General features: G+C 40.9%; 15 protein-coding genes. 10 read left to right on the top strand and 5 right to left on the bottom strand.

Translation table 11 applies throughout. The features are described from left to right. The first annotated feature begins 105 nt into the window (after nucleotides 1-105). The gene (locus Q4600_RS07295; protein ID WP_248956236.1) at nucleotides 106-1,644 is read left to right on the top strand and encodes a curlin; all 1,539 of its coding nucleotides are present in this window, start codon (nucleotides 106-108) and stop codon (nucleotides 1,642-1,644) included. Between the two features lie 72 nt (nucleotides 1,645-1,716). Here the strand turns inward: Q4600_RS07295 and Q4600_RS07290 are convergent, their stop codons facing one another. Both Q4600_RS07290 and Q4600_RS07285 read right to left on the bottom strand, forming a co-directional pair. Continuing rightward, nucleotides 1,717-2,382 (bottom strand): response regulator transcription factor, encoded by a 666-nt coding sequence (locus tag Q4600_RS07290; protein WP_102527837.1) that lies wholly within the window; start codon nucleotides 2,380-2,382, stop codon nucleotides 1,717-1,719. 220 nt (nucleotides 2,383-2,602) lie between these two features. After that, complete coding sequence (locus Q4600_RS07285; protein WP_102527838.1) at nucleotides 2,603-3,214, bottom strand: DUF2238 domain-containing protein; 612 nt, start codon at nucleotides 3,212-3,214, stop codon at nucleotides 2,603-2,605. A 151-nt stretch (nucleotides 3,215-3,365) separates the two neighbouring features. Between Q4600_RS07285 and serA the strand changes: the two genes are divergently transcribed. Together serA and ygfZ are read left to right on the top strand one after the other, a co-directional pair. Further along, nucleotides 3,366-4,595, top strand: a complete 1,230-nt coding sequence (gene serA / locus Q4600_RS07280; RefSeq protein ID WP_102527839.1) for a phosphoglycerate dehydrogenase — start codon at nucleotides 3,366-3,368, stop codon at nucleotides 4,593-4,595. Between the two features lie 153 nt (nucleotides 4,596-4,748). Beyond that, nucleotides 4,749-5,708 carry a tRNA-modifying protein YgfZ gene (gene ygfZ, locus Q4600_RS07275; RefSeq protein WP_303514616.1) on the top strand — a complete coding sequence of 320 codons (960 nt, stop codon included), beginning with the start codon at nucleotides 4,749-4,751 and terminating at the stop codon, nucleotides 5,706-5,708. 102 nt (nucleotides 5,709-5,810) lie between these two features. On the opposite strand, the gene Q4600_RS07270 is transcribed toward ygfZ, so the two are convergent. Both Q4600_RS07270 and Q4600_RS07265 read right to left on the bottom strand, forming a co-directional pair. Further along, a complete protein-coding gene (locus Q4600_RS07270; protein WP_102526556.1) occupies nucleotides 5,811-6,830 on the bottom strand; it encodes a two-component system response regulator in 1,020 nt (339 codons plus the stop codon). 27 nt (nucleotides 6,831-6,857) lie between these two features. Next, nucleotides 6,858-12,149 carry a PAS domain S-box protein gene (locus Q4600_RS07265; RefSeq protein ID WP_303514620.1) on the bottom strand — a complete coding sequence of 1,764 codons (5,292 nt, stop codon included), beginning with the start codon at nucleotides 12,147-12,149 and terminating at the stop codon, nucleotides 6,858-6,860. Nucleotides 12,150-12,530: 381 nt separating this feature from the next. Here Q4600_RS07265 and Q4600_RS07260 point away from each other — a divergent pair, with 381 nt between their 5' ends. The 5 genes from Q4600_RS07260 to Q4600_RS07240 all read left to right on the top strand — a co-directional run bounded on the left by Q4600_RS07260 (nucleotide 12,531) and on the right by Q4600_RS07240 (nucleotide 20,538). Beyond that, on the top strand, nucleotides 12,531-13,211 hold the full coding sequence (locus Q4600_RS07260; RefSeq protein WP_229368535.1) for an ABC transporter ATP-binding protein: 681 nt from the start codon (nucleotides 12,531-12,533) through the stop codon (nucleotides 13,209-13,211). Continuing rightward, entirely contained in the window at nucleotides 13,204-15,786 is a 2,583-nt protein-coding gene (locus Q4600_RS07255; RefSeq protein ID WP_303514628.1) for an ABC transporter permease, read from the top strand. Before Q4600_RS07260 ends, Q4600_RS07255 begins: the two co-directional genes overlap by 8 nt. Before the next feature lie 59 nt (nucleotides 15,787-15,845). Beyond that, nucleotides 15,846-17,018, top strand: a complete 1,173-nt coding sequence (locus tag Q4600_RS07250) for a lipocalin-like domain-containing protein (RefSeq protein ID WP_303514867.1) — start codon at nucleotides 15,846-15,848, stop codon at nucleotides 17,016-17,018. A gap of 503 nt (nucleotides 17,019-17,521) precedes the next feature. Then, the gene (gene napA, locus Q4600_RS07245) at nucleotides 17,522-20,005 is read left to right on the top strand and encodes a nitrate reductase catalytic subunit NapA (protein WP_229368533.1); all 2,484 of its coding nucleotides are present in this window, start codon (nucleotides 17,522-17,524) and stop codon (nucleotides 20,003-20,005) included. A 107-nt stretch (nucleotides 20,006-20,112) separates the two neighbouring features. After that, on the top strand, nucleotides 20,113-20,538 hold the full coding sequence (locus tag Q4600_RS07240) for a nitrate reductase cytochrome c-type subunit (RefSeq protein ID WP_303514633.1): 426 nt from the start codon (nucleotides 20,113-20,115) through the stop codon (nucleotides 20,536-20,538). A gap of 198 nt (nucleotides 20,539-20,736) precedes the next feature. Here Q4600_RS07240 and Q4600_RS07235 read toward each other — a convergent pair whose 3' ends face one another. Then, nucleotides 20,737-21,204 carry a GNAT family N-acetyltransferase gene (locus Q4600_RS07235; RefSeq protein ID WP_303514637.1) on the bottom strand — a complete coding sequence of 156 codons (468 nt, stop codon included), beginning with the start codon at nucleotides 21,202-21,204 and terminating at the stop codon, nucleotides 20,737-20,739. Between the two features lie 587 nt (nucleotides 21,205-21,791). On the opposite strand from Q4600_RS07235, the gene katG reads away from it, so the two are divergent. Further along, nucleotides 21,792-23,939 (top strand): catalase/peroxidase HPI, encoded by a 2,148-nt coding sequence (katG, locus tag Q4600_RS07230; protein ID WP_303514642.1) that lies wholly within the window; start codon nucleotides 21,792-21,794, stop codon nucleotides 23,937-23,939. Between the two features lie 148 nt (nucleotides 23,940-24,087). Next, nucleotides 24,088-24,558: a Dps family protein gene (locus tag Q4600_RS07225; protein WP_102526564.1), complete on the top strand. Its 471-nt coding sequence runs from the start codon at nucleotides 24,088-24,090 to the stop codon at nucleotides 24,556-24,558. Nucleotides 24,559-25,036: the final 478 nt, after the last annotated feature.

Raw genomic sequence — 25,036 nt, 5'->3', positions numbered from 1 at the left:
TGGCTTTTTTAAGCCTGATTTGCTTGTATTTAGAAGGCGAATTTCAATATTGAAAGATAGCAAAACAGCTATCAACTCACTCAATATCCTTACAGGGAGCGTCAAATGAAGTCGCAAACAAAGTTATCGTTAATCTCACTCGCCATCGCTACTAGCCTCGCTTTACCCGTTTCAGCTACAGGATTATCACTGCCTGGTGTTGCATCCGTTGAAAAATCAGCAGAAGTTGCAGCTGCTGTTAATAACCAATCAACCGTAGAGCAAAATGGCCTAGGTCAGGATACGTCAGTATCACAATCAGGTTCACGCCATGTGGCTGAAGTCACCCAAAACGGAAATGATCAAATAGCTGAGGTTGTTCAATCTGGTGATTGGCAAGAGTCATATATAACTTCTGCAGGTGATGGGAATCTTGTTACGACTAACCAAGTAGATGATTGGCATATTTCTAATGTCGCTATTACCGGTAATGATAACCAAGCGACCGTGAATCAATCAGGTTTTTGGAATACCAGTGAAACTACTGCACTCGGTAACGAAAACATCGCTGACACTATGCAAGATGGATTTCAGAACAACAGCATCATTCAACATGTAGGTGATAGTAACCTTACGCAATCCACACAATATGGTTCAGCTAACTTAGCAGTATTCCGTGTTGATGGTAATGGTAACGAAGGTGTCATCACTCAAGATGGTAATAATAACCAAGCAGGACTTGTCGCACCGGGTGGTACAGCCAATGTAGGTAATGACAATGTCTTATTCGTTGACCAATCAGGTGACGAAAACTTTGGTGCAGCCATTGGCGTATACGGCGACAGCAATAACATTGAAATCAATCAATCTGGTTATGCTAATACAGGGGTTGTGGCTAGTCTTACAGGTAATAGTAACGACATCGTTATCGACCAATCAGGTGATGTAAACAGCGCTGTGATTGAATTTGCAACTGGCGATGGCAATGAAGTCTATATCTACCAAGATGGTACAGATAACCAAGTAGGTGATGCTAACATCGCTGTCATTTCTGGTAATGACAATGTCATCGATATCGATCAAGCTGGTATGTCTAATTTAACAGAATTTGAAACCAGCGGAGATGAAAATACCGTCACAGTATTACAGGATGGTGAATCAAACTATGTCGCATCAGGGACTTATGGCTTTGGCAATGAGGTCAGCGTTAGCTCTGAAGGCATGAACAATGAAGTCGCAGTGTTTGTTAATTTAGATGACAATATGGTGACAGTTGATCAGACAGGCGATACTAACTTTGCTTATGTAGATACTATTGGATTTGAAAATGAAGTGACTACTGAGCAAGTAGGTTCAGATAACGAAGCGAGCTTGACTAATATCGGTATTGCTCAAGTTATCGATATTGCTCAAGACGGTGAGTTTAACCTCACTGACGTAGTTGCTTTTGGCGATGAACACGTCGTTGATATTACTCAACAAGGTGACGGAAACTGGATTGGCGGTGATGAAGGTTACTTCTCAGTCGATGGTTACAGCAATAACTTAACTATCTCGCAAATGGGTAATGATAACCTAGTAATTGGCTCACAAATCGGCGAAAACGGCATGATTAATGTTTCTCAAACCGGTGATTTCAATACTGCGACTGTATATCAAAATTAATATTCGAGTATTGACAACATAAAACAAAAAAGGGAGCTATATGCTCCCTTTTGTTTTGATTTAATCTATAAATTACGCAAATTCAAAGTGGGCTTGATAAGTTTGTGCCCAACGTAATAACTCAACTCTATTTCGCGACTGAGTTTTACGAAAAATAGAAGAAATATGTGCTTTAACTGTGTGCTCGCTAATACATAAGCGATGGGCTATCTCTTTATTTCTCGCACCACTAGACACAAGTTGGATAATCGTTCTTTCGCGGCTAGTTAGCATCTGAAGCATGGCAACTGTATCTGGTGGAATCTCCGTATTAGCATCTAACTTTTGTACTAATCTACGGAAAATTTTACTGATTAACGGCCTGTCATACCAAAGTTCATCAGCTACCATTTTACGCAGCCCTGTCAACATCAAGTCCATACGTTGATCGGAGTAGAGTAGCCCTCTTACGCCCAGTAATAACGCTGACTCTTGATCTAAGGAGCCTCGCTCAACTTGATATAAAGCAACTGGCACATGGTTAACCAAACGAGACACAAGTAAAGGTATCCCTTTACTGTCTAAAGCAGCGCCCTTTTGCGCCACCAAATAAAAACTGTTGGAATTTTTTTCTACTTCCAAATCACTAGCATGTTTAACTATCCTGGTTTTAAGACCTATTGATTCCGCAAGAATGGCCAAATTACATGGCGCTGCAACTTGGTGTAAGAAAACTAATTCATCAATATTTGAGCTCATCACTTTTCTCCCTGAAAAGCATCCCTAACATCCCGATCTAACGGGTTTCTTCCTGAATTTCGATAACAAAATAGTAACAATACTCAATCATAGTATATTTTAACTAGTTAATATGGTTTTTTTGTCATACTAACGCATTAAATAAAACGATAAGTCCTTCTAATACCCTCTATTAATAGCATAAAAAAACTTAACTTCATGCTACAAAAAGCATAAAACACTAATTTTTATTTTTTATCAGTGATGCTAACTGTTTATTATGCAATCGAGTAAGCACTACTAAAGCACTAATACCTCCTAATAAGGCCATCAACATGTCAGATTGAGTATCCCAGACGTAACCTTGAGTACCTAAAAATGCTTCTGCATCTTCACCTGTTCCAATAGCAACCCACCACTCGATTAATTCGTAAAAAGCTGAAAATGCCAGAACGAAACATACAGACAAAAACTGACACCAATACCCGGGTTGTAGTACTTGGTTTCTTAGCATGACCTCACGAGCTAAAATGACAGGAATAAACCCTTGAGCTAAATGGCCTATTTTGTCGTAATTATTTCTATCGCTCCCCATCCACTGCGCTATCCAATCAAATAAAGGCACTTCTGCATAGGTGTACTTAGCTCCAACGAGTAACACACAGCAATGAATGAGTATTAAAACATAGGAAAGTGGTGTTAACGGAAACCGATCACGTGTGAAAAATAAGATAGGAATTGCCAATAAAGCAGGTAATGCTTCTAACCACCATGTAAACATATCTTTAGGCGAAATGACTGACCAAACTAAAACTGCGCAATATATAACTATCCATATAACTTTCTTATTCAAACTAAATCCCTCTTAGATGATATTGTTCTAGAATTAGAATATTAACTTTAGCCATCTAGCCCTCTACAAGCGTTAAAAAAAGTGCTACTTTGGTCGGGCGTTTATATCAGCATAACATAAGCATAACTATTGATAAGAGGGTACCCATATCATGGCGAAACACTCGCTTGACAAGGATAAGATAAAAATCCTGCTGTTGGAGGGCGTCCACCAAACTGCGGTCGATGTACTTGAGCGTGCAGGTTACACAAACATTGAATACCATAAAGCATCTTTACCTGAAGATGAGTTGCTGCAATCCATTAAGGATGCGCACTTTGTTGGTTTGCGTTCCCGTACTCAATTAACTGCAGACGTGTTAAATCATGCTGAAAAACTCGTCGCCATTGGTTGTTTCTGTATTGGCACAAACCAAGTTGATATCGCCACTGCTGAAAAACTCGGTGTACCGGTATTTAATGCGCCTTTTTCTAATACCCGCAGTGTTGCAGAGTTAGTCTTAGGTGAAATCATCATGCTAATGCGCGGTATTCCTCAGCGAAATGCTCATGCCCATCGTGGTGGCTGGCTTAAAAGTGCCAGTGGCAGCTATGAGGTCCGTGGGAAAACCCTTGGTGTTATTGGTTACGGCCATATTGGTACTCAACTTGGTATTTTAGCTGAGACCTTAGGTATGCGAGTGGTTTTCTACGATATTGAAGATAAGCTACCCCTAGGCAACGCAAGCCAAATTCATTCGTTAGAAACGTTATTAGGTGAAGCTGATGTGATCAGTTTGCATGTCCCTGAAACGCCTCAAACAAAAGATATGTTTGGTGAAAAAGAGTTTGCTCAAATGCGCGAGAAAAGTATTTTCATTAATGCATCTCGTGGCACTGTGGTTGATATCGACGCACTATCAAATGCATTGAAATCAGGTCACCTTGCTGGCGCAGCTATCGATGTGTTTCCAGTCGAGCCAAAATCAAATGATGACGAATTTATCAGCCCATTACGCGGCCAAGATAATGTCATCATTACCCCGCATATTGGTGGCAGTACAGCTGAAGCACAAGAGAATATCGGCATTGAAGTTGCTGGCAAGCTAGCCAAATATTCAGATAACGGCTCAACGGTTTCTGCAGTTAATTTCCCAGAAGTTTCTTTACCGCAACACAAAGGCACTTCGCGTTTACTGCACATTCACCATAACCGCCCTGGTGTATTGATTAAAATTAACCAAGCCTTCTCTGAAAAAGGCATTAACATTGCTGCACAATACCTGCAAACAACTGCAGAGATTGGTTATGTAGTAATGGAAGTTGATTCGAATCAAGCAGAACAAGCCTTAGGCGAGTTAAAAGCAATTGAAGGTACGATTCGTACTCGCGTTTTATTTTAACCACCAGTGTTAATTTGACGTACTTTTAGTTGTACAGGTGAACTGTGAAATAAAGCTATCTTCATTCAATTGGAGATAGCTTTTTCTTTTGAGCGTTAATGATTTCCGTTACACTCAATCCATATATCTGTTGGTCATCTTAGGAATTAGTTTATGACACTTGCAACGACTCTGCCTGATTGGGATTTTTTACATACCTCTCCTGACTTATTAGTCGCCAATCTTACTCATTTAGGCTTAATTGAAATAACCGGTGAACAGGGCAAAACCTTTATTCACGGTCAAGTGACGACTGACATCATGTCATTACAGGATGATCAATGGCGTTGGGGGGCACATTGCGATGCGAAAGGTAAAATGCTTTCAAGCTTTAGAACCTTTTCAATTGCTGAGCAGCTATTTGCCCTATTACCTGCTTCAGTCCTGCCTCTGAGCTTAGCGCAATGGCAAAAATATGCCGTTTTCAGTAAAGCTGAATTAATTGATGTTACCGCTGATAAAATCATTCTGGGTTTGGCAGGGAAAAATGCGGCAGCATTTATTGCCCAGCAATTTGGTGACATCACAGCTGAATTAACCACAGTTGCAGATACTATTATCCTTAAAGATGGTGAACGTTTCATTGTTATCACAGAAGCCGTAAAAGCCCATGAGTTGGTTGCAGCTTCAGAACAAGCTTTACAAGAGGCTGCCACTTGGCAAGCTCTTGAAATCAAGTCAGGTTACGCCAATATTGATGCGAACCATAGTGGCGAATTTGTTCCTCAAATGTGTAATGTACAAGCAGTCAACGGTATCAGCTTTGAAAAAGGCTGTTACATGGGGCAAGAAACAATCGCAAGAATGAAGTATCGCGGCGGTAATAAGCGTGCTTTATATATCCTTACCGGAACCACATCAGAAACAGTTAGCAGCGAAAATCAAATTGAAATTGCTGATGAAGACGGATTTCGTCGTGCAGGTAAAGTCATTGAGTCAGTACAGCATGAAGGTAAAGTCTTACTCACTGCGGTTCTTGCTAACGACACAGAAAATGATGCAAAACTGCGTATTAAAGAAGATGAAACAAGTGAGCTCAGTGTTATTGCACTGCCTTACTCGTTGGAAGATTAATCATTTATCTTGGTACAGTAGTAAAGCAAAAAAGGATAAATACATTAAGTATTTATCCTTTTTTATATAATAAGATATTAAGAAACAATATTTTATAACACGCTAGAATGACTCTTCATGCTCTGCTTTGATCAATTTCACATCATCCATGACAGATTTAAATTTCTCAACCAGTTCTGGATCAAAGTGCTTACCTGATTCTTTCTCAATCAAACTCAACGTATCTTCCACTGTCCAAGCTTTCTTATAAGGTCTTGCCGATGTCAGTGCATCAAACACATCAGCGATAGCAATAATACGCCCTTCAATCGGAATATCTTCACCAACAAGCCCGTAAGGATAGCCACTGCCATCCCACTTTTCATGATGACTAATAGCAATTCTTTTGGCCATTTGTAATAAAGGGTCATCATGTTCACCAATGATTTCAGCACCGATTGCTGCATGAGCTTGCATTTCTTTCCACTCATCCGCATCTAGCTTTCCTGGTTTCTTGAGAATGGCATCTGGTGTACCGATTTTACCAATGTCATGCATAGGCGCTGCATTATATAGCAGTTCACAAAACCGAGAGGAATGCCCTGCAGCCATAGCAAGTAATCTTGCGTAATGACTCATACGAACAACATGCAATCCTGTTTCATTATCTTTGTATTCTGCAGCTCGCCCTAATCTGCGAATGATTTCAAAACGCGTTTCTTTTAGCTCTTTAGTACGATGTTCCACTTCCGACTCTAATAACCTTTTTTGGTCGTACAAGCTTAAATGTGTTTTAACCCGCGCTTTAACGACAGCTGGGCTGACAGGTTTAGTAATATAATCAACTGCGCCGAGCGCAAAGCCTTTAGTTTCATCTTCAGTATCAGAAAGTGCAGTCACAAATATCACTGGAATATGGCAGGTTAAAGGTTCATTTTTCAGTTTTTGACATACTTCATACCCATTCATTCCAGGCATCATTACATCAAGCAATATTAAATCAGGAGATGATTTTTGTGCGAGAGCTAGCGCTTTAGGTCCATCTATGGCAACTTTGATTTTGTAATCACTACCCAAAATTCCGACTAAGATATCGATATTCTCAGGCGTATCATCAACTATCAGCACAGTCGCTTTTTCCATGTTAATTACCTATATCTTTGCTTAATATTAATCTGTTGCTTGCGAGGAGTGTTGACGAATTTGCTTAATCAACTCAACCGCATCTTCAAACTGATAACCTTTAATCATTAACCCTACTGGTTTTAATTGATCCCAGGTTTGATGATTCACCTGCATCTCTAGGCTATCAATCATATCGATTGCACTCGCATCACCGTCATCTAGCAACACCAACAGTTCATCTAATAAACTGAGAAAAGCATCGTTACTAATGAGCTCAGCTGACTCAGTCTTTACTTTTGACTCATTATTATTCAACCACAGATCTATGGCTTCACATAATGACCTCACCAGCATATCAATAGCATTAAGTTCAACTGAAAACTCAACTTCGTCAATCAAGTTCTTTTCAAGTTCCGCAGCAAGCTCAGACAGTTTATTACTGGCTAAATTACCCGATAAACCTTTAAGAGTATGAGCAAATCTAACAGCATCTTCTCGATTATCAGCTTCTATTGCGACTGCTATTTGCGTTGCAATATTGCGTTTACCTTCAACAAAACGAGTTAAAATCTTTCGATATAATCTGGCTGAGTTCTGCACCAGTTGCAAACCACGATCGACATCAATATCTGGGTGTTGTGGCCAGGTTTCCACTTTAATATTGGCAGTTTTTTCAGGTGTGGCTAACTCGATATCGCTGACTTTATCGCCTAAATATTTAAGTAAGGTTTGATAAAGTAAAGCAACCTCTATCGGCTTAGCCACATGGTCATTCATCCCTACACTGAGGCACTTTTCTTTATCTCCCGCCATCGCATTAGCCGTCATTGCAATAACAGGTAAAGTTTCGTACGCAGAATTCTTTCGCAACTGTTCTGTGGCGGTATAACCATCCATGACTGGCATTTGGCAATCCATTAATACTAAGTCAAATTCTTGCTGAGCTAATTTATCTAAGCCAATCTGACCATTATCAGCAATCGTTAAATCAATTCCCACTTGCTCTAAAAACTCTGTGGCGACCTCTTGATTCATATCGTTATCTTCAACTAACAATATTTTTTTACCATTCAATTGCTGTAATAAGGCCTCATTAAGCTCTGTGGCTTTTGCCCTAACTGGCATATGCCCTTGCTTACCTAGCGCCGACATAATGGCATCAAGCAAACGAGACGCGCTAACAGGTTTGGTTATATAGCCATTAATTCCCATGTCATTGATAGAATCTGTAAATTCCGTTGTTGCATGAGCTGAAACCATAATGGTAAGCGGTGGGTTTGCACTTTGCTGGATGATGGTTTCAGCTGTAGCAAGGCCATCAAGCCCTGGCATTTTCCAATCAATTAAGGCTAGTTGATATTCATTAGAATGGCACATTGATATCGCTTCTGTGCCATCTTTGGCCAGCGCGACGTTAAAGCCCATGCTTTTAAGCATAGTGTGCAAAATGTCTCGTGCGGTTTGATTATCATCAACCACTAAGATTTCCATCCCTTCCAGCTCTTGAGTCACTTTAAGCTGCAGGTCATCAGCCTTACTGACATTAGCAGAAAAGTAAAAAGTGCTGCCGATACCGCGCTTACTTTCAACACCAATTTCACCCTCCATCAGCTCTACAAGTTGCTTACAAATCGCTAAACCTAACCCTGTTCCGCCATACTTTCTGGTTGTTGAACTGTCAGCTTGGCTAAACGACTTAAACAGTTTGTTACATTGCTCCGGAGTTAAACCGATACCGCTATCTCTCACACTGAACTTAAGCTCAAGTTCATCACCTTGCTGACTAATAGATTCAATCGCTAAAATCACTTCACCACGATCAGTAAACTTAATCGCATTATTCATCAGGTTTATCAGCACCTGGCTTAACCTGAGCGGATCGCCCATTAAATGACTTGGAATATTTGGCGCAACAGAGAACAGCAACTCTAATTGTTTCTCAGCCGCTTTTGCGGCAAACATGTCACTGAGATCTTCCAACATGGTATCAAGCTGGAATGGCACGATTTCAATCTCCATTTTTCCAGCTTCAATTTTTGAGAAGTCCAAAATATCATTAATAATCCCAAGTAAGGATTTAGACGCTCGCTCTATTTTCTCAACAAAATTATGTTGTTTCTTATTTAAATCGGTTTGCAGACACAGGTGTGACATACCAATAATGGCGTTCATGGGGGTTCTAATTTCATGGGACATATTCGCTAAGAAATCACTTTTAGCTTTACTGGCAGCATCAGCTTCGTCTTTGGCTTGTTTCAACTCGTTTGATACTGTCATTAAACTGGTTATATCTGCCATTGAAACCACTGAAGATGTCACTTCTCCTTGCTCATTTTTAAGCGCGGCAAAGGTCATGTCCATCCAAATATTTTCACCATTTTGGCTGAGTACCCGTGGTTCAATATTAAAGTTTTCAAACGCCCCACTGATTAACAAATCAAATCTTTCTCTGGCTAATACTTTATCTTCTACAACCATGAACTCGAAAAACAGCTTACCTTCTAAATCATTGGAGTTGATGCCAATATTACGACCAAAATGCTCATTGCAATTAATAATCACACCATGAGTATCAATATTAACAATGCCCATCTCTGCTGTATTAAGTAAGGTGCGTAAGTGCTTTTCCCTATCAGCTAAACTAGTTTCAGCATTCTTACGATCGGTAATATTCATCAAATAGCCATTCCAGAGAATGGCATCATTTGCTAATGCTTGACCTTTAGCACCAGCTTGTAACCAAATCACCTCACCAGAGGGGTGTCGGTACCTAAATTCAGTGACCCAATGTAAACCGTCTTCGCCTTTACCCGACAAATCATCAATAACCGTTTGTCTTTCAGTGTCAATAATACGCCCGATTAATAAATCTAAATCTTGCATTAACATGTCGCGAGGAAAACCGATGATGCTAATACACGCCTCAGAGAGGAAGCTAAACTCTCGTTCAGTCTCCGAGTGCCATATCATTTGATACACTAAGTTAGGTAAGGATTCGGTGATGTTTTCTAACTGTTTTTGTGAGTTTTGAATCGCTTCTAAAGCCTTTTTACTTTCAGTGACATCATTAATACTGCCATCGAACCATAATGGTTTTCCTTGCTCATCATAGCTGGCTTTGCCTTTCTCATGGATCCATTTGACGCTACCATCACGATGAAAAATACGATACTCAACATCAAAGTTTTGCTGAGTTTCAATTGCCTGAGATATTGCCGTAAAACAATCGGCATCGTCATCAGGATGGATAATGGTATTAAACTGAAGTTTATGGCTTTCTATCAGATCTGAGGCTGGATAACCGGTTATGTCTGCGATGTTATTACTGACATATTCCATCGTCCAATTATCACTTATGCGGGTTCGATATATTGCACCCGGTATATTAGCCACCAAGCCTCTAAAACGGCTTTCGCTGTCTTTTATCTTACGTTCGATAGCCATCTGACTGGTGAGATCGCGAATAGTGGCAGCAATTTGTTTCTTGCCATCATGGGCTATCGGCAATAAGGCTAAGTTAATTTCTACCCTAATTTCTGTGTCATCTGATTTTAACGCCACCCAACCTTCTTTCGGGGTGGTGAAACGGGTTAACCCTTGCTCTAAAAAGACAGCCCTTACTGCATCATGCTTTTCTCTAAAACGCTCAGGAAATAGCAATTCAACATTAATATCTAAAAGTGCATCAGCTGGATAGCCAAATAATTCCTGGCAACGTGTATTAGTAAAAATAATACCGCCATGTTCATCAACAATTAACATGGCTTGAGGCGATGACTCTATCACTGCATTTGACCATAGCGCTGCAGAAAATTGCTCTGTCACATCAGTAAATAGCATCTCTACAGAAATGATGTCACCAGAGTCAGCAACAAGAGGCTGCATAAAGACATCCAAGCGTCTTATTTGGCTATCGGCAGCGAGCATTTCAACTTGGTGTGCAGGCACAATTTTTCCTTCCAGTGCTTGCTCCATATAATTCCAATTAACCTCATTAATTGGATCAGCAGTAAACATCCGCTGGTACTTCCTTTTCAAAGTATCAGCATCAACCCCTAGTACTTTCTTTACTCCATCACTCACTTGAGCTAACTGCCCTTTTGGGTCTAAAGAACAATAAAATGACTTATCACTCATACCATCGATTAGACTTGCAAAGCGGCTGCCAGTAGAGTCTTTTAACGCCAACTCTCTTTCTGCTAGTAGGTCAGCTAATTGATTAAACTTATTGGTTAATGTCGACACTTCCGAAATGTTAACTTTATCAGAGGGCAAGCGATCAATTTTCCCTTCACCAAAGTCCATAATGCCATTTTCTAGGTTTTCTAGAGGACGGCTTAAACGTTTAGATGCAAGAATGCTAGTGAATAACAGCGCAATTGATAACAACAATAATATGAAGGCTAATCTTGAAAGGTTGGATAGAAAATACTGATTGAGCTCACTGTCACTGGTCGCAATAACCACTTGCCAATTTAGCGATGACACGATTGCGACACTGACAAGAAAACGGTCGCCTGAAACAGTAATCGCTTCAGTTTGACCAGCTATGTTGTTTGCCAGTAAAGATCTTAATTGATCATTTTGTGGGTCATCAGACAGCCACTTGTCACTACTGCCTTTTAAATCACTGTTAGCCGAATCGTAAAAAATGACTTTGTCGTTGTCATCAAGAACGACTAAATTTTTACTTGGGATCTTCATTATTTGCGGCAGTTTGTTTAATGCAACATCTGCAGTAACGACTCCGTAACGATCATCAAGACTCCCGAAAGCTTTAGAATAAGTCACCATTAAGATGTTACTCGCGCCTTCGTCAAAATACGGTTCAGACCAAACACCAGTGTTACTGTTCATCGCATCAGTCCACCAGCTCCAACTACCATCGGTATAATCGTAAGCCTCAGCACCAATATCGATAATATTGATATCATTACCTTCCCGATATGCAAAGGGAGCGTAACGAAGTTTGTCGGTCAAAAAATTAGGACGATAAGCGATCGCACTGCCAAAAATACTCGGGTTACGCTGAAGTCGATTAATTAATAACAGCTCAATTTTTTCAATGTCACCATATATATTATTACTATCGATATAAGTTAAATAGTCAGAAAGACCGCGAGTAGTATTTTGAACGGAATCCAAAACAAAATTAAGGTGATTAGCAGAAAGTACCGCCTGTTGCTCTAGGCGTTGATATACATCTTCTTCATGTTCTAAGTAATTAATCCAGCCATTAAAGCCATAGACTAACGTCATGATTAAAATCAGCGGCAAGGCAATAAAAGCCAAAATTCGACTTCGAAAACTGTGTAATATCTGCTTATTTTTATCCATAAATACAAGTCTCATTTACAAGTCAAAATTTGATTATTGCCAATCTTAAACAGCGGTTTTCCTTAACTTGGCTTATTCATACCATGCCCACAGTAAATCATGGGCTGACATTAACCAATACATCATAAGAAGGATTGGACTGCTCAAAAAACACCCTTATTACTATAACCCTTAAGCCTATGATTGCAATTACAAATGTGCTGAAACAATAATCAAATATTTAATCTTCATTGTATTTAAAGCCTAATCAAGAAACATAAAACAGTACAACTAAAGTACTAATCTTGATTTATAAGGGATTTCTTCAGTTCATCAATATTCGATCTTTTATATAAAATCTATCGTATGATGATGTAATTCATAGATTTACTGGGCCTTAATATGCAAACAGTCGAAACCAATCTTGTTAGTCAACTCTCACTTGTTTCTAAAGGGTTTACTGACGGCGACAGATACCATCAGGTTCTCGATTGCGTAGATTTAGCCTTGCACTCTGGGGATACCATCGCACTCACAGGTCCTAGCGGAACAGGGAAAAGTACCTTACTCAATATTATTGCCGGATTTGAAAAAATCGATAGCGGTGAATTACAGCTTTTAGGCCAGCAAGCCCAGTGTTGGCAAGACAACCATTGGAGCCACTTTCGTCGCCAACAACTTGGCATCGTATTCCAACAGTTTAATCTACTTACCCCACTCAATGTCCTCGACAATATCCGATTTCCGTTACAGCTAAACAAACTCAAGTGGAGCCCTTGGGCTGATGAACTTATCAATCAACTTGATTTACGTGAAGTCCTTGCAAGGCCAGTAGAAACCTTATCAGGCGGTCAGCAGCAGCGGGTTGCGATAGCAAGAGCCCTCATTCATAAACCCAGTTTATTGCTGGCTGATGAACCCACGGGGAATCTCGATGAAAAAGCGGGACAGCAAGTGATGCAGTTACTATGTGAATTGGCACAAGCGGCTAATACAACAATATTAATGGTAACCCATAGCGATACTTGTGCTAATTACATGCAAAGGCGCTGGCATCTAGAGCAAGGAAAAATCCATGAGTAGCCTTGCCGAGATAAGATTAAGCTTAAATGTTTTCTTGGCTCATTATAAGCATGCTCCACTGCAAGCTGGTGCCATTTTGCTCGGCATCATTTTAGCCGTCACATTACTGATTGGGGTTAAATCAACCAATGAGAATGCTGTTCGTAGTTACAGTGAAGCAACCGAGTTACTCAGTCAGCGTGCAAGTTTGCTCATAACACCGAATCCAGGTGAGCGATATTTAACCGAAGAGGTATATTTTAGATTACGCCAATCAGGTATCAGCAACGCATTAGCGATAGTTAGTGGGCTCGCTGTAGATCCAGAAGGTCGACGCTGGCAGGTTCAAGGCAGTGATTTGTTTGCGGCAATCAACCTACAAACGACTCAAGCTACTGTAAATGAATCAATTACAAATGATGAAAATACCCGTCAGCAAAACAATCTAGTTAACTCAGATATTCCTATTGCTAAACTGCTTGCTGCTGAAAACATTTTATTAATGAGCCAATCATTAGCCAATAAAGTGGCACCTAATGGTGAGTTTTATCTGCAAGATCCAATAGATAAGCAGAAACCGATCAAACTTGAAGTGGTTGGCTTAGATGATGATTTAGGACTTGGTAATGCCATTGTTGCCGATATTTCTCTGGCACAAAGACTGTTAAATCAACCTCAACAGCTGTCTTACATCGCACTGTTTGATGAACCTGAGTCATTGATAAATCAAATAACTCAACGCAATCTATTGCAACAACAAGCCAATATTACCGAGCAAGACCAAGGCCAAGCGCTGCAAGAGTTAACTCGTAGCTTCCATTTAAACCTTAATGCAATGAGCATGCTTGCCTTTGTAGTTGGGCTTTTCATCGCCTATAACGGTGTCCGCTACAGCTTAATGAAACGTCAAAAATTACTGGTTCAATTACTACAACTTGGCATTCAAAAAAATCATTTAATGATTGCATTAATCTGTGAGCTGACTTTACTGGTGTTAATCGGCTCTATTATCGGGTTTATTTTGGGGCTTCAACTGAGTTTATGGCTACAACCAATGGTGGCAATGACCTTGGAGCAACTTTATGGCGCCAGACTTATGCCGGGATCTTGGCAGTGGCAATGGTTAGTTCAAGCGATGTTGCTTACACTGTTCGCAGGCCTGCTGGCATGTTTGCCACTCTATCGACAACTGACCAATCAGCCACTAGCGAGAATAAGCACTAAAATAGGCCAAGTCAGTCACTTAATCCGAACCCATCGAATCCAGTTTACAATTGCAATATCTAGTCTTGCTTGCTGTGCAATTGCCTTCCCTTTCGCAAAGCAATATCAAGTTAGCTTAGGGTTAATGGGCGTTGTGATTATTGCCATTCCTCTTTTGTTGCCCTTAACTATCTATAAAATCAGTCAATGGCTTGCTCGGCTTTGTCCTGCTGGAATTTGGCATTACATGATTGCAGAAACCAAAGAACTCATAGGCCCTTTATCACTCGCGATGATGGCAATGCTGTTAGCCTTAACTGCAAACATTTCAATGAATACCTTAGTCGGGAGTTTTGAGGTCACGTTAAAAACTTGGCTTGAGAGTCGCCTACATGCGGATTTATACATGCGTCCTGCCAGTGATAAAATCTTAGACATAAATGACTTTTTAGACCAAAACGACAAGGTCACTGGCATATATAACCAATGGACAATTAATTCCACCTATCAAAATATGCCGATAGAACTTGTCAGTCGAGACTTATATTCAACCAAGGTAACCAGCTCATTAAAAGCCCAAACCAATGATTTATGGTCTGAGTTTCAATCAGGTAACCAAATCCTCATTAGTGAACCCATTGCGATTAAATATGGTTTGAATTTGGGCGACAGCTTTTCTATTGCTCCATTTACCAAAGCGCTCTCCATTACATCACAGCCCATTTCATCACAGCCCAATTCATCGCTACCGACGATTGGTGGAATATTTTTTGATTATGGTAACCCTAAAGGCCAAGTGGTGATCGACCAGCTATTTTGGCAAAACATAGGCTTGCCTAAAAAACCCAAAAGTATTGCAGCCAGTTATCAAGGTGACGTTACTGAACTTGAACAACTATTAGTCGACACTAAGCTTATTGGCACTGCGCAAATGTACAATCAAGCCAAAATAAAACAGCAAGCGATTGCAATGTTCAAACAAACATTTTCCATCACTATGGTGCTGAATAGCCTCACTCTCATCGTCGCTGCAATTGGTTTATTTAGTGCCTGTTTAATGCTCACACAAGCAAGGCAAGCGCCGCTTGCAAAACTATATGCCTTAGGGCTCAGTAAAGGCCAATTAAGACTGATGACATTCGTGCAGATGCAGCTCATAGTATTGCTCACTTGCTTAGTGGCATTGCCAACAGGAGCAATCTTGGGTTATTTACTGATAAATAAAGTCACGCTGCAGGCCTTCGGTTGGAGTATCGCCATGCTATGGGACTGGCATGCCTACATTCGCGTGGTTGTTATTGCGCTCACCACAAGTGCTGTCGCTATTGCTATTCCTTTATATTGGCAGACAAGAAAACCATTGATAAATAGCTTGCAGCAGGAGGCATTATGAAGCGGTTGCCCGATATATCGTTAACAGTAATCAAAAATGCCCAACGGGCTAGCATATTCATGATTGCTTTAGTCACGTTAAGTGCCTGTCAGCCAGAGCCTGCATCATCTATTAGTATGGGCGGGATATTGGGTGATTCCTCCTCTCAATTAAACCAATACGCTACTGTTACCCCAGGTTATCAATTATCTTTTCCAGCAGATCATTTAAGTCATGATGATTTTCGCCAAGAGTGGTGGTATTTAACGGCCAATATGCAGACTGAATCAGGGGAGCAACTCGGTATTCAGTGGACACAATTTAGGATTGCACTTGCGCCCGAATCTGCGCAGTCTGCTATTTCAGACTTAGATGCTGCAAACTCAGATGCATTAAACCCTGAAGTATTAAACTCTGAAGCTTTAAACTTAGATAACTCAAATTCAGAAGCATCAAATTGGGCAACATCACAAATGTATATGTCCCATGCAGCATTAACGTCATCAGTAGCCCATCAAGCTGCAGAAAAATGGTCAAGAGGTCACCCAGAACTGGCTAACGTTAGCGCAAAGCCATTCACAGCCAAACTGGATGATTGGCAATGGTTGAGCGGATCAGATGGCCTTTTCCCCGCTACGTTATCTGTCGCAACGAATGAATTTAGTTATCAGCTTTCTTTAACCAGCCATGCGCCAATGCAATTGCAAGGTGACAAGGGTTACAGTATCAAAAGTGCTGATGCTGCTGTTGCCTCTTATTATTACAGCCAGCCATTTATTGATTTAAGCGGCACCGTCACAAGAAATGGAAAGCAAGAAGCTGTGACTGGTAAAGCTTGGTTAGACAGAGAGTGGAGTTCTCAGTTTTTGACTAAAGCACAACAAGGCTGGGATTGGTTTTCTATCCGTTTAGATGATGAGTCTGCATTAATGCTATTTCAGCTACGCGGGGCAAATAAAGATTTACCTGCTTTTTACAGTGCCAGAAGAATGTTTGCTGATGGCACAGGCCGCAATATCAGCGGCGATTCAAATGAACTCATCGCGATGACAGCACTTCAGTGGCAACAAACCGCCAGTGGGCGTTATCCAGTGAGTTGGCAGTTAAGTATTCCTAGTGAACAGATTGATGTCACAGTTTCAGCACTCAACCCTAACAGCAATATGCCTTTATCCATCCCTTACTGGGAAGGCCCAATTGAAGTGAGTGGCAGCCACAATGGCAATGGTTATATGGAGCTCACAGGTTATTAGTCAATATATTTTAACCCGTTGAATATCAACGAGCGATATATAAACCAAGATTAAGTCAACTAAAGGTATTAACTTATGCTACCCCATACGTAATACCCAGCCTCTTATATCAATTAATGATAATGACGATTTATCGATTTAATATATTCATGGCAGATTATAATTACATCAATGATTGCACAAAATAAAAACAATTAAAAAAAGTGTAATTTTGGCCTTGTATAAGCTTTAATTTCTACCATCTTCACCTAGAATCAATATACTGGTTAAATTACCATCAACTAATTAAGTGACTGAGTAACTTCTAAAATGTGCCACAGATCACATCGTAAAACGTGATCTACAACAACAAACACTCAGTATACTCATTGCGAGGTATACCCTTGCGAAATGTGAGGTTTAAACTCAATTCTATAGAGATGAAAAAGCCATTATTTGGCATACAAAACGATGATTAGCCTGTTTAAGGGCTAACAACTAACAGCAAAGAGTGAGGAAACACCATGAGCATAAGCCGTCGCGAGTTTCTAAAAGCCAATGCCGCTACAGCAGCCGCGTCGGCTGTTGGGCTTGCCTTACCAATCAAAATGGTCCAAGCAGAAGAGAAAGCTGCAGAAATAAAATGGGATAAAGCCCCATGTCGTTTCTGTGGTGTAGGTTGTAGTGTATTAGTCGGAACAAAAGGCGGTAAAGTTGTTGCGACTCAGGGCGATCCAGAAAGTCCGGTTAACAAAGGTCTTAACTGTGTTAAGGGCTACTTCCTATCTAAAATCATGTACGGTAAAGACCGTTTAACTTCGCCATTATTAAGAATGAAAGATGGCAAGTATGACAAAGAAGGTGATTTCACTCCTGTTAGTTGGGATGTTGCTCTAGACACTATGGCTGACAAGTGGAAAGAAAGCATCGCTAAAAAAGGTCCTACTTCTGTTGGTATGTTTGGTTCAGGTCAATGGACTATTTGGGAAGGTTACGCTGCATCTAAACTGCATAAAGCCGGTTTCTTAACCAATAACATCGACCCGAACGCACGTCACTGTATGGCATCAGCGGTTGGTGGTTTCATGCGTACCTTTGGTATCGATGAGCCAATGGGTAGCTATGATGACTTTGAAGCTGCAGATCACTTCGTGCTTTGGGGCGCGAACATGGCAGAAATGCATCCAATCCTTTGGTCACGCTTAACAGATCGTCGTTTGAGCCACGCTGGCAGCAAGGTTCATGTGTTATCGACGTTTGAAAACCGCAGCTTCGAACTTGCCGACAACGCAATGGTATTTAAGCCGCAATCTGACCTAGTTATCTTGAACTACATTGCTAACTACATCATCCAAAACGATGCGGTTAATAAAGACTTCGTTAGCAAGCACACTAACTTTGCTGAAGGTGTGACTGACATCGGTTACGGCTTACGCCCTGAGCATCCGCTTGAGCAAAAAGCGAAAAACCCAGGTAACGGCAAATCTAAGCCTATCTCTTTTGAAGAATACGCAAAATTCGTCAGTACTTATACTGCTGAATACGCTTCAGAAATGAGTGGTGTACCAGTTGAAAATCTTGAAGAAATGGCTAAAGCGTATGCTGATCCTAACATCAAGATCATGAGCTTATGGACTATGGGTATTAACCAACATACTCGTGGTGTTTGGGCAAACAACATGCTTTATAACATTCACTTGTTAACCGGTAAAATCGCCACCCCTGGTAACAGCCCGTTCTCACTAACAGGTCAACCATCAGCGTGTGGTACCGCTCGTGAAGTCGGTACATTCTCACATCGTCTACCGGCCGATATGGTTGTAGCAAACCCTAAACATCGTGCAATGACTGAAGAGTTATGGCAGCTACCTGAAGGTACGATTCCGCCAAAACCGGGTTATCACGCGGTACTTCAAAGCCGTATGCTTAAAGATGGCAAGCTAAATTGTTACTGGACAATGTGTACCAATAACATGCAAGCCGGTCCAAACATTAACGATGAAATTTACCCAGGTTTCCGCAACCCAGAAAACTTCATTGTGGTATCAGACCCATACCCAACAGTGACAGCAACTGCTGCAGATTTAATCCTTCCTACTGCGATGTGGGTTGAGAAAGAAGGTGCATACGGTAACGCTGAACGTCGTACTCATATGTGGCACCAGCAAGTTCCAACTCCTGAAGGTGCTAAGTCTGACTTATGGCAGCTTGTTGAGTTTTCTAAGCGCTTTAAAGTGTCAGAAGTATGGCCTGCAGAGTTAATTGCTAAAAAGCCTGAATACGCTGACAAGACTTTATATGACATTCTATTTGCAAACGGCGTAGTGGATAAATTCCCTAGCTCTGAATGTAAAGGTGACTACAACGACGAAAACGATGCATTCGGCTTCTACCTGCAAAAAGGTCTATTCGAAGAATATGCTCAGTTTGGCCGTGGTCATGGTCATGATTTAGCAGACTTTGATACTTACCATGAAAACCGTGGTGCACGTTGGCCTGTAGTCAATGGTAAAGAGACGGTTCGTCGTTTCGTTGAAGGAAGCGATCCATACGTTAAAGCTGGTGAAGGTTATAACTTCTACGGTAAGCCTGATGGACGCGCGGTTATTTTTGCACTGCCATTTGAGCCTGCAGCGGAAGAGCCAAATGAAGAGTTTGACCTATGGATGTCAACTGGTCGCGTACTTGAGCATTGGCATACAGCCAGTATGACAGCTCGTGTACCAGAGCTGCATAAGTCTTACCCTGATGCACAAGTATTCATGCACCCTAAAGACGCGAGCAGTCGCGGCCTGAAAAATGGTGATGAAGTGAAAGTAATTTCTCCACGTGGTGAAGTGAAAACGCGTGTTGAAACTAAAGGCCGTAACAAGCCACCTGTCGGCGTGGTATTTATGCCATTCTTTGATGCTAGACAGCTGGTAAACAAACTATTACTTGATGCAACGGATCCATTATCGAAAGAGACGGATTTCAAGAAGTGTCCTGTGAAGATTGTTAAAGCCTAATTTGACTGAAATGTGATGCCTTCTCAAAAGGAAAAAGGCATCACTAAATCACTAATTTTCTCTATCCATTTATAAACAGATATAATGGATATGACGGAGTGTAAACCATGAAGAAAATACTCAGCCTTGCTGCGATAGTGCTCAGTCTTAGCGCATGCTCAGGTCAACAAACAGCAGAAACAACAGCTCCAGTAACTGTTAAATCACTCGCTGGCGATGTAGCGATTACCGCAACAATGCCAGCAGATGCTAAAGCGACTTACCCAAGCCGTGGTACTGCTTTAGCAAGAGATTTTGTGCATATGCCACCGCTCATCCCGCACAGAGACTCATATAAAATTACAGCTAAAAAGAATGGTTGTTTAACCTGTCACAGCACTGAGAAAGCAGCGCGTATGAAAGCGACACCTGTTGATAAATCTCACGTCAAAGCTGATGGCACATTTGATGATAAATACTACTTCTGTGTACAGTGTCATGTGGCACAAGCAGACAACAAACAAGCGATTGTTGAGAATACACATACCAACTAAGCTTTATTAGGTTGCTATTTATAGAAAATAAAATGCCACCGTCTTTTGACAGTGGCATTTTTACTTCTTGATTCTTGCTTCTTGCTTCTTGATTCTTGCTTCTTGCTTCTTGCTTCTTGATTCTTGATTCTTGATTCTTGATTCTTGATTCTTGATTCTTGATTCTTGATTCTTGATTCTTGATTCTTGATTCAAGCATCAGCCAAGTAATTTACGCATCACAAAGTTATTAATTTTTTGACCTCTTACCGCCACACTTTGGGCCTCTTCTTCCACAAAGCCATAGCGACTGAAAAATGGTTTTGCGGTAATACTCACTTCAGCATATAAACTATTAAGCGTTAACTTTGCAGCCTTGTTGAAGATCGCTTGCATTAATGCATCACCCACACCTTGCTTTTGAAAATCAGCACTACAATAGAAATGATCGATATAACCGTCATCTTGAAGATCGGTAAAACCTGCGATAACACCATTAACTTCAGCCACAAACGGATTAATTTTTGTCACTCTTTGTGCCCAAGCGCTTTCATTGTATTCATGAGGCGCCCATGCCGTTACCTCAGCTAACGAATAGTGCTGACTATTAACATTATGGATGGTATTAAGCTTTAGCTGCCACAAAGGCTTTATGTCGCTTATGGTAAAACGCCTTACGTTAATCATGAGCCTTCCTTGATACTTGTGTTTTTACTTATATGATTGAACCCGATCTTTTCTCGACAGACAAACGCCCAAACGATATCTAGCTCTAGGCTTATTTTTTCCAACCTACATTCAGTTTCCACACAAATCAAAGAGTAAACCTTAACTCCCTCTATCACCTCGTTGTTGATAAAAACATCAAATTTACAATACTTGACCTGAAATGAGTGTTCATAAAACAGGCAAATAAAGTTAGATCAACGTCACAAGTCAGCTTTCAAAATTGAAGTAGCATCAAAAGCCAAAGACATAATCAATACGACAACCGGATATCAATTTTTGTAGAAATAGATCGCTTATTGAGTAAGCAAACGTACTAATCAATGGCTTTTTATAAGAGAACATCACGCTCATAGCACACTTATGCTGTTTCATTAATTGTAACGAGTTAACAGTAATTTAATTTTCCCTAATTAAGCAGTACACGAATAAAGCGATTACGCTGATTTGTTTAATCAATTTTAAAACAACACAGAAATACTCAATACTGTAAATATTAAGTTTGAGAATGGTTTGCACATTATTTTATGGATGAAGGAGATTAACCGATGACTAAAGGTAAATGCCCAGTAATGCACGGCGGCGCAACTGAAAGCGGTATGTCCAATATGGAGTGGTGGCCTAAAGCCCTGAACCTCGACATATTACATCAGCACGATAGTAAGACTAACCCACTTACTAATGATGTTAACTATCGAGAAATAGTTAAAACACTGGATGTATCTTCCCTCAAAAATGACTTACATGCTCTCATGACTGATAGCCAAGCGTGGTGGCCTGCTGATTGGGGCCACTATGGTGGTTTGATGATACGCATGACTTGGCATGCTGCAGGGACTTATCGAGTTGCAGATGGCCGAGGTGGTGCTAGCACGGGTAATCAACGATTCGCGCCACTTAATTCTTGGCCTGACAACGTTAACCTAGATAAAGCCAGACGCCTACTTTGGCCAATAAAGAAAAAATACGGCAATAAGCTCAGTTGGGCAGATTTAATCGCTTATGCCGGCACTATTGCCTATGAATCAATGGGTTTGAAAACCTTCGGATTCGCATTTGGACGAGAAGACATTTGGCATCCAGAAAAAGACATTTATTGGGGCTCAGAAAAAGAATGGCTTGCACCAAGTGGCGGTGAAGGCAGTCGTTATTCTGGAGAACGTGATTTAGATAACCCCCTTGCTGCCGTCATGATGGGATTGATTTATGTTAATCCTGAAGGCGTAGATGGGAAACCAGATCCCCTCAAAACAGCCCAGGACGTTCGAGTAACATTTGAACGTATGGCAATGAATGATGAAGAAACTGTTGCTCTTACAGCGGGCGGACACACAGTAGGTAAGTGCCACGGTAACGGTGATGCTAATTTATTAGAAGCAGATCCAGAAGGCGCTGAAATAGAAGACCAGGGCTTTGGTTGGTTAAACAAGACTAAACGAGGTATTGGCCGAAATACCGTATCAAGTGGTATTGAAGGTGCTTGGACAACCCACCCAACAAAGTGGGATAACGGTTACTTCCAACTATTGCTAAACCATGAGTGGCAACTACAAAAAAGTCCCGCTGGTGCATGGCAGTGGGAACCTATCGATATCAAGGAAGAAGATAAACCTGTCGATGTTGAAGATCTAACAACCCGATACAACCCGATCATGACCGATGCCGATATGGCCATGAAGGTAGATCCTGAGTATCGAAAAATATCTGAGCGATTTTATCAAGATCCAGCCTATTTCTCAGAAGTCTTTGCTCGTGCGTGGTTTAAATTGACTCACCGAGACTTGGGACCTAAAGCTCGCTATATCGGACCTGATGCACCGCAAGAAGATTTAATTTGGCAAGATCCAGTTCCTACTGGTGCAACTGATTATGATATTCAATCAGTTAAAGACAAGATTATAGAATCAGGACTCAGCACTAACGAGATGGTAACCACAGCTTGGGACAGCGCTAGAACGTTCCGTGGTTCTGACAAGCGAGGCGGCGCCAATGGAGCACGCATTCGTCTAGCACCTAATAAAGACTGGCAAGGTAACGAACCAGAGCGTTTAGCTAAAGTGCTTTCTGTCTATGAAGATATTGCTAATCAAACAGGTGCCAGTATTGCAGACGTTATTGTATTAGGTGGTAATGCGGGCATTGAAGCTGCAGCCAAAAAAGCAGGTGTCGATATTGTTGTACCATTCTCTGCTGGACGCGGCGATGCTACAGATGCAATGACAGATGCAGCTTCTTTTGACGTACTTGAGCCACTTCATGATGGCTTTAGAAACTGGCTGAAAAAAGACTATGTGGTCAGTGCAGAAGAACTCTTGTTAGATCGTTCTCAACTCATGGGACTAACTGCATGTGAAATGACATTACTCGTCGGTGGTATGCGTGTTATTGGTACAAACTATGGCGGTACTAAACACGGAGTCTTTACTGATAACGAAGGCGCATTGACCAACGACTTCTTCGTTAATCTGACCGATATGAAGTACAGCTGGAAACCAGCTGCAAAGAACCTATATGACATTGTCGACCGTCAAACTGACCAGCTAAAGTGGACTGCCACTCGCGTTGATCTTGTCTTCGGCTCAAACTCTATCTTACGTGCTTATGCCGAGTTATACGCACAAGATGACAACAAAGAAAAGTTTGTAAACGACTTCGTCGCAACATGGGTGAAATTAATGAATGCTGACAGGTTTTAAACAAAGCTAACCGCCTAACACCAAACTAGCCTGTGGTGAGTAGCACGCCTACTCAGCCGCAGGAAGACTTTTAAACATATTAATTTTTACACCTCAAGTAACACTTAAGGTGTAACAGCTTACAAATATCAGATACGAGGAATGAGTTATGACAGATATTGATATTGGCATTAGTAAAGAAAACAGAGCAGAGATTGCATATGGTCTAAAACGATTGCTTGCTGACTCTTACACCTTATATTTACAAACTCATAATTTCCATTGGAATGTAACAGGCCTGCAATTTCGCGAATTACACTTAATGTTCGAGGAGCACTATACCGAACTAGCAACTGCAGTCGACGACATAGCAGAACGTATTCGTACGCTTGATGAACCTGCTCCAGGTACTTATAAAGAGTTTGCCGAACTCAGTTCAATTACTGAAGTTGATGGTGTACCTACATCAATAGAAATGGTTAAGCTACTGACAAAAGGACATGAGCAAGTGATAAAAACGGCGCGAAGCGTGTTAAAAATAGCCCAAGAGGCTGATGATGAATCAACGGCTTCACTGGTGTCAGATAGAATGGGGATCCATGAAAAAACGGCTTGGATGTTAAGAGCAACCGTTAAGTAATAAACCCTTATTTTAATACTTACTCTCTGCAGAGAAATGGAGCTGTGCTAATTATTATATTGGCACAGTTTCATTATCAACACCTGCACCTGCCCGCAGTCAACACAGTCAACACAGTCAACACAGTCAACACAGTCAACACAGTCAACACAGTCAACACAGTCAACACAGTCAACACAGCCAACACAGCCAACACAGCCAACACAGTCAACCAGTGATTAAAGCCCTATCTCAATGCTTTTAAACTACAGCTTGCAACAACCGATTTCAGAATAGACGATTCAAGTTAGCAACCGCAGTTTTCTACTAAATGCTGACATTGTCTATTAATGACTTTTGTCGGTAAGCATGATTCTAAAGAGTAAATAAATGAAGTAAAAAGAAATGAATTTCTTCTCTCACCTTCTCAGTTAATACAAAGTTAATACAAAGTTAAATACTTATTTGAATCTAAGCTTGAAAATGACCCATAAAAAAA

Source organism: Shewanella sp. 2_MG-2023, from assembly GCF_030548905.1.
Taxonomy (GTDB): domain Bacteria; phylum Pseudomonadota; class Gammaproteobacteria; order Enterobacterales; family Shewanellaceae; genus Shewanella; species Shewanella electrodiphila.
The sequence above is the reverse complement of the archived record's forward strand: the minus strand, read 5'-3'. Positions and strand labels throughout refer to the sequence as shown.